Source organism: Streptomyces sp. MK37H (assembly GCF_018035285.1).
Taxonomy (GTDB): domain Bacteria; phylum Actinomycetota; class Actinomycetes; order Streptomycetales; family Streptomycetaceae; genus Streptomyces; species Streptomyces endocoffeicus.
This window is the reverse complement of record NZ_JAAAYH010000510.1, coordinates 1-5,901: the sequence shown is the minus strand read 5'-3', so window position 1 is coordinate 5,901 and position 5,901 is coordinate 1. Positions and strand designations below refer to the sequence as shown.

Annotated in this window: 8 protein-coding genes; 6 read left to right on the top strand and 2 right to left on the bottom strand. The window is 71.0% G+C overall.

Features of this window, described 5'->3' with window-relative positions:
- From GWI24_RS39295 to GWI24_RS39280, 4 genes are all read left to right on the top strand, one after another.
- Positions 1 to 329: HRDC domain-containing protein (locus GWI24_RS39295; RefSeq protein WP_210950814.1), on the top strand; the 329-nt coding region annotated here is incomplete at its 5' end.
- A gap of 142 nt (positions 330 to 471) precedes the next feature.
- The gene (locus GWI24_RS39290; protein ID WP_210950813.1) at positions 472 to 738 is read left to right on the top strand and encodes a hypothetical protein; all 267 of its coding nucleotides are present in this window, start codon (positions 472 to 474) and stop codon (positions 736 to 738) included.
- A 115-nt stretch (positions 739 to 853) separates the two neighbouring features.
- Positions 854 to 1,216 (top strand): WhiB family transcriptional regulator, encoded by a 363-nt coding sequence (locus tag GWI24_RS39285; protein WP_020868576.1) that lies wholly within the window; start codon positions 854 to 856, stop codon positions 1,214 to 1,216.
- Positions 1,213 to 1,524, top strand: a complete 312-nt coding sequence (locus GWI24_RS39280) for a hypothetical protein (protein WP_210950812.1) — start codon at positions 1,213 to 1,215, stop codon at positions 1,522 to 1,524. The genes GWI24_RS39285 and GWI24_RS39280 overlap by 4 nt, the downstream gene beginning before the upstream one ends.
- Before the next feature lie 134 nt (positions 1,525 to 1,658).
- Here the strand turns inward: GWI24_RS39280 and GWI24_RS39275 are convergent, their stop codons facing one another.
- Positions 1,659 to 3,113 carry an AarF/ABC1/UbiB kinase family protein gene (locus GWI24_RS39275; protein WP_210950811.1) on the bottom strand — a complete coding sequence of 485 codons (1,455 nt, stop codon included), beginning with the start codon at positions 3,111 to 3,113 and terminating at the stop codon, positions 1,659 to 1,661.
- Between the two features lie 73 nt (positions 3,114 to 3,186).
- Complete coding sequence (locus tag GWI24_RS39270; RefSeq protein WP_210950810.1) at positions 3,187 to 4,380, bottom strand: ThiF family adenylyltransferase; 1,194 nt, start codon at positions 4,378 to 4,380, stop codon at positions 3,187 to 3,189.
- A gap of 206 nt (positions 4,381 to 4,586) precedes the next feature.
- On the opposite strand from GWI24_RS39270, the gene GWI24_RS39265 reads away from it, so the two are divergent.
- Positions 4,587 to 5,216 carry a M48 family metallopeptidase gene (locus GWI24_RS39265; protein WP_210950809.1) on the top strand — a complete coding sequence of 210 codons (630 nt, stop codon included), beginning with the start codon at positions 4,587 to 4,589 and terminating at the stop codon, positions 5,214 to 5,216.
- Between the two features lie 147 nt (positions 5,217 to 5,363).
- On the top strand, positions 5,364 to 5,901 hold a 538-nt coding region (locus tag GWI24_RS39260), incomplete at its 3' end, for a TerD family protein (RefSeq protein ID WP_210950808.1).

Below are 5,901 nucleotides of genomic sequence, written 5' to 3'. Positions count from 1 at the left end.
GCTGCGAGGGCTGCCCGTCCGAGCTGGACGAGGCGCTCTATGAGCGGCTGCGCGACTGGCGGGCGGAGCAGGCGGGGCAGCTGGGGCAGCCGGCGTACTGCGTGTTCACCGACAAGACACTGCTCGCGATCGCCGAGGCCGTTCCGGGAACCGAACCGGAGCTCGCCCGCATCTCCGGTGTGGGAAGGCGCAAGCTGGACCGGTTCGGGGCCGATGTTCTCGCCCTGTGCGCGGGCCGGGAACTGCCCTCCGCACTCGACGACGAGGGCGACGGCGATGCCGGGGGAAGCCATTCGGGTGACCCTTGGCAAAACTCGACGGAAAAATAGTTTGCGCGCGCGGAGGGCATACCCATAGCCTTCCGAACACGGAAGACAACGGCCCTTCCAGGAGCCGAGGATTCCGTGTTGTACTGAACACCCGGACTGGTTTCGAACCGGTCCCTGAGACGCCGAGAGGAGGCGAAGACCAGTGATCAGCTTCATCAACACCATCAAAAAGGCCGATCGGTCGGTCGTCGCCACATGCCTGCTCGGCTCTGCGCTCCCTGGCACCGGTATGCCCGGCGCCAATGAGGCGCGTCTCAGCGAGCGACCGATCCAGGCACCTGCGGTAGCAGCAGCGGCACAGGCAAAGGCCTATGCCTTTGCGGCCAATGGTGCCGAATCCCGGACGACGCAGCAGCACCACAAGACGTGGGCCTTCCGCAGGCTCGAACCCTGGAGTTATCCAGCCTGATCCAGGATCAGGTCGGCACCTTCCAGGGCCGCGGAACCCACACCGGGATCCGCGGCCCTTTTGATTTGCCAGAGCCCGGCCACCAGCCGGACCGAAGAGACGAGGAACACACACCGTGCAACTCAACGCACACGCCCCGTCCGCATCGACCGACCTGAACCGCCCGCCTGACTCCTCGGAGGACTCCTTGACCCCGCTCACCGCCCTCACCGAACTCGATGAGGCCATCGAGAACCTGGGTGTAGCCGTTCCGTGCCGCTCGTACGACCCGGAGGTCTTCTTCGCCGAGTCCCCGGCCGACGTCGAGTACGCGAAGTCGCTGTGCCAGACCTGTCCGCTGCGGGAGGCATGCCTCGCCGGCGCCAAGGACCGCCGGGAGCCCTGGGGTGTCTGGGGCGGCGAGCTCTTCGTCCAGGGCGTGGTGGTGGCCCGCAAGCGGCCGCGTGGTCGCCCGCGTAAGAACCCGGTCGCGGCATGAGCACCATCGGCACCATCGATCGCCCAGCGACGCACGACCCCATGAAGCAGGTCCCGACGATGACCCCACCGGTCTCCGAAACCTCCGCACCAGATACCTCAGGTGCGCCCGAGGCGCGCCAGAACAGGAACCGAGAGATGCAACTCATGCAAGAAGCCCTGGCACGTGCGCATATGCACGACCGGCTGCAGGAGGCCGAGTCCGAACGGCAGGCCGTTCGGCTCGCGGCCGCCCGCCGGATGCAGCGGCGTGCGGAGCGTGCCTCGCTCCGCGCCCGCCGCGCCCTGGCCATGGCGGTCATGCAGTGACCACCATGTGCGGCACCGGCCAGAGGCGGGGCTGACACAAACACACACCGACGGGTCCTACGCCGACCCATCGCGTGACCACGAAGGGCCGGTCCGATCGGACCGGCCCTTCGGCTATCCCGAGCCGTCCGCGCTCAGGCCGAGGTCTCCGCGGCCTCGGGCTCCTCCTCGGCGCCGTCCGCGGCCTCTTCTCCGACGTCTGCCGTGGGGCCTTCTTCGGCGTCTGCTTCGGCGCGGTCCTCGGACTCCGGGTCCGCGGCGAAGCCGGGGACCCATGCCTTGAGCTCATCCCGCATCCGCACCGTGGCACCCAGCTGGCAGAGCACCCCGATGGTGCTCAGGGTCACCCGGTGAATCAGCAGATAGGCGGGCGGCAGATTCAGCTGATTGCCCAGCTCATAGACAGGGGAGTGACGGTCGGCCATCCGCGCCGCCTGGCTGCGCAGCCACTGCCGGTCGAAGACGAACGCGTCGGCCTGGGCCGGTTCGAGCATCGGCAGCAGGAAGTCCAGCAGATCATCCGGGTCGAGCTCGATCGTCGGCTTGACGAACCCCTCCCCGCGCATCAGGTCATAGACCCCCGCGGCGTCCCCCTCGAGCGCCATGCGCAGCGCGATGCCGATGGGCTCCGGAAGCCCTCCCGGGAGCCGGTTCACCGAACCGAAGTCCAGGACGCCCAGCTTCCACTGCTCCGGCGGCCCGTCCTTGGCGTCACCGGTCAGCAGCCGGAAGTTCCCCGGATGGGGATCGGCGTGCAGCAGCCCGGTGCGGGACGGCCCCGAGAAGAGAAAGCGGGCCAGCAGCTGCCCGGCGCGGTCCCGCTCCTCCTGTGTGCCGTCGGCTATCACCTCGGAGAGCGGCACCCCTTCCAGCCATTCAGTGATCAGTATCTGATCACTCTGGTGCACCACCTCGGGCACCACGATCTCCGTGTCCTGTGCGTACTCCTCCGCATGGATCCGCTGGGACGCCGCCTCCAGTTCGTAGTCCAGCTCCTCGGCGACCCGCTCGCGCAACTCAGCGATCAGCGGCTTGACGTCCAGCCCCGGCACCAGCGGCCCCAGCACCCGGGCGAACCGGCTCAGTTGGTTGAGGTCGGACAGCAGCGCCTCGCCCGCCCCGGGATACTGCACCTTGACCGCCACCGTGCGCCCGTCGTGCCAGACCGCCCGGTGCACCTGCCCGATCGAGGCGGCCGCCGCCGGCTTGTCCTCGAACTCCTGGAACAGCTCCGGCCAGTCCGGGCCCAGCCGCTCCTCCAGCGCCGCGTGGACCGTGCGGCTGGGCATGGGAGGGGCCGCTTCCTGGAGCTTGGTCAGGGCCGCCCGGTAGGGCCTGGCTATCTCCTCGGGCAGCGCCGACTCGAAGACCGACATGGCCTGTCCGAGCTTCATGGCTCCGCCCTTGAGCTCGCCGAGGACCTTGAACATCTGCTCCGCGGTGCGCTGCTGCACCTCGCGTGCGACGATCTCCGCCGGCCGTCCCCCTATCCGCTTCCCGAGCCCCCATGTGGCGCGCCCCGCGAATCCCAAGGGCAGCGCCGCCAGTTTGGCGGTACGGGTGATCGCCTTGCGCGGCAGATCGGTCATGCGCCCCTCCAACTACAGCCGTGCCATCCCGGAGTGTGGCCCCGGGCCCCCGTGCCCACTCCGCGGACGTGGGTCACCCGGACATTGTCGCGTGCGGTGCCTCTGCGGCCGAGGCATATACGGCATCCTCCTCCCCGGCGGCTCCGCAGCCGCATCCGGGATGTGCTTCGATCGGGCGCGCCTCCCAGACGAGGGAGGGAAGCGCCAACTCCCACCGGACCCCCGCGCCCCCGGAGGGGCGGCCGTCGAGGAAGGCCAGTGCCTGCATCGCGGTGAGCCCCGCCACCACCATCGCCAGCGCCGTGTCACAGGCCGGGGCGGTGCGCCGGCGCCCGGACCGCCACTGCGCGAGCATCCTCGGCCAGACCGGCTCCCGCTCGGCACGGCCCGCCGCGGCACAGCCCGCGCAGGGCGTGATCCCCGGCACCACCAGCGGGCCCACCATCCCCGTGGCCTCGATGACTCCCGTATAGAGATGGGGTGTGCCGGAGGCGAGCAGCGGCCGGGCCTGCTCCGGATCCGGTGCGTACGCCGCGAGGCCGTCACGCGGGGCGATCACCACCAGCGCCAGCCCGGGCTCGGCCGAGGCGGTCCGCTCTACCGAGGGGGTCCGCTCTCCTGAAGGGACCTTCTCTCGTGAAGGGGCGCGCTCTGCCGCGGAGGTCCGCTGCCGCGCCGACCGGCGGGGGAGCGGAGCGGGCGCGGCCTGGCGCACCACGCGGCGCGCCGCCAGATCCCGGCGCTCCCCGATCTGTTCGGCCGACAGCCCGCCGGGAGCCACATCCCAGGGCTCGACACAGCCGCCGTCCACCACATCGACCCGGCCGACCCCCGAGCCCGACAGCGCGGCCGCGACCGCCGCCCCGACCCGGCCGGCGCCTCGCACCTGAACCCGCATCGCCCGCCGCGCGGCGAGCAGCCGCGCCGCCGCTCCGGGCTCGGGATGCAGCACCGACAGCGCCCCCGCGTCTGGCCGCAGCCGGTCCAGGGCGGCGGCGGGCTCACCGCCGTCCCTCGGCTCGTCCAGCAGACCGGCCGCCGCCAGCCGGTCCACCAGTGCGTCGGCCCGCCCCTCCGGCAGCCCGATGGCGCGGGCCTCCTGCCGCAGCAGCGGCAGACCGCGGGTGCCGTCCAGCAGCTCCAGAAAGCTGCCCGTGGCCGTGTCCACCGGCCCCATCACCACCGCATGCGCCCGGGCCACCCCGAACTGCACCGTGTCCCGGCTCCGCCAGCCGCGCCGCAGCGCGGGCTTGAGCATCGGATGCATCGCCGTTTCCCCCCGTTTGATGTGCTGTCCGTTGAACCGCCTTCAGCATGCGCGGCGGCGCCCGGACCCCGCAGCGCGTTGTCCACAGGCAGTGGAATAAGTCGTACGAACGCCGGTCGTACAAGCCGTGCACGCCGTGGAGTGGTTCGGTCCGCAACCATTGGCGGCGCGGGACTTCCCCGGCTGCCAGCGGGTAACGTCGGGGCGTGTCCGCCGACCCGCCCCCTCGCACCGCGGGACAGAACGTCTCCCGCAGCGCCGCGAGCGCACCGAGCACCGTCCCGAGCCCGCAGAGCCGAGGCTCCGACGTGAGCGCGGTCGAGGTCCGCCGGAGCACCCGGCGGCGCAGGACGGTCTCGGCCTATCGCGAGGGCGACCGCACCGTCGTCCTCATCCCCGCCCGGATGTCCGAGGCGGAGGAGCAGCGCTGGGTGAGCGTCATGCTGGAGAAGCTGGCGGCCCAGGAGAGCAAGCGGATGCTGGGCGACGCGGAGCTGGCCGCCCGCGCCGAGTGGCTCTCCGGTCAGTACCTGGGCGGGCGGGCCCGGCCCGACTCCGTCCGCTGGGTCACCAACCAGAACACCCGCTGGGGGTCGTGCACCCCGGCCGAGGGCAGCATCCGGCTCTCGCACCGGCTCCAGGGCATGCCGGAGTACGTCGTGGACTATGTGCTCCTCCACGAGCTGGCCCATCTGCTGGTGCCGGGGCACGGCCGCCGCTTCTGGCAGCTCCTGGAGGCGTATCCGCGGACCGAGCGGGCGCGGGGCTATCTCGAAGGGGTAGTCGCCGCCGCACGGTTGCCGCACCTCTCCGGGCCCCCGGACGATCAGCCGTAAGACGACCGCGCCCGGGCGGCGAGGGATCGGCCCCTGGGCCGTGCGGGAACCACATCCTGGTTCCCGGCGTCGCTCATAGTCGGCGGCAGCGGCTAGCCTGGCGCGCAACGCACACACCGGTACGGCGATGGGGGACGGTCCTAACGTATGGCCAGGGAATTCCAGCGCGGCCACAAGGCCAGGATCAGTGATCTGACGGCCGGGAGGGATCTGTACGTCGGGGTGCAGATCGCCGGACCCGGCCTGACCTTCGACATCAGCTGCTTCGGTCTCGACGCGAACGAGCGGCTGTCGGACGACCGCTACTTCATCTTCTTCAACCAGCCGAAGTCCCCTGAAGAAGCGATACAGCAGCTCGGGCCGCAGGCCGGTGACACGGATTCGTTCCGCGTCACGCTCGACAGCATGCCGCCCGCCATCCAGAAGCTCTCCTTCACCGCCACCATCGACGGCGCCGGGCAGATGTCGCAGGTCGGCCCCGGCTACCTGCGGATCGTCGCGGGCGGCGAGGAGGTGGCCCGGTACTCCTTCACCGGCTCGGAGTTCAGCACCGAACGCGCGGTGATGCTGGGCGACTTCTACCTCAAGGACGTCTGGCGGTTCGCCGCCGTCGGACAGGGTTTCGACGGGGGACTGGAGGCGCTGCTCAAGAACTTCGGCGGTGAGGTGGCCGAGGAGGAGCCCG